The following is a 340-nucleotide window of genomic DNA, read 5'->3' on the forward strand; positions in this document are numbered from 1 at the left end:
CTGCACGACCGCCTGGCCCGCGCCGCGGAGCAGCAGGGAGAAACGAGGCATGCGTAGACGTCGCCTGAGCGCCGAGGGCGAGCCCAGCGAGGTGAACCTCACGCCGATGCTGGACGTGGTGTTCATCATGCTGATCTTCTTTATCGTCACCACCAGCTTCATCAAGGAGAGCGGTATCGAGATCGAGCGCCCCGAGTCCAGCGCGGCCACGCCGCGGCCCGATGCCCAGGTGATGGTGGCGCTGACCGGCGAGGGCGCCGTGTGGGTGGACGGCCAGCCGGTGGACCTGCATCGGGTGGGGGCGGAGGTGGCCGCGCTGATCACCGCCAGCGGCAGCGTG

1 protein-coding gene is annotated in these 340 nt (G+C 69.4%); it reads left to right on the forward strand.

Annotated features, from left to right (window positions below; genetic code table 11):
* Window positions 1–49: 49 nt before the first annotated feature.
* A partial coding sequence (locus tag J5F18_RS09640; protein WP_346302020.1) for a biopolymer transporter ExbD occupies window positions 50–340 on the forward strand: 291 nt, incomplete at its 3' end.

The organism is Halomonas sp. BM-2019 (assembly GCF_017584085.1).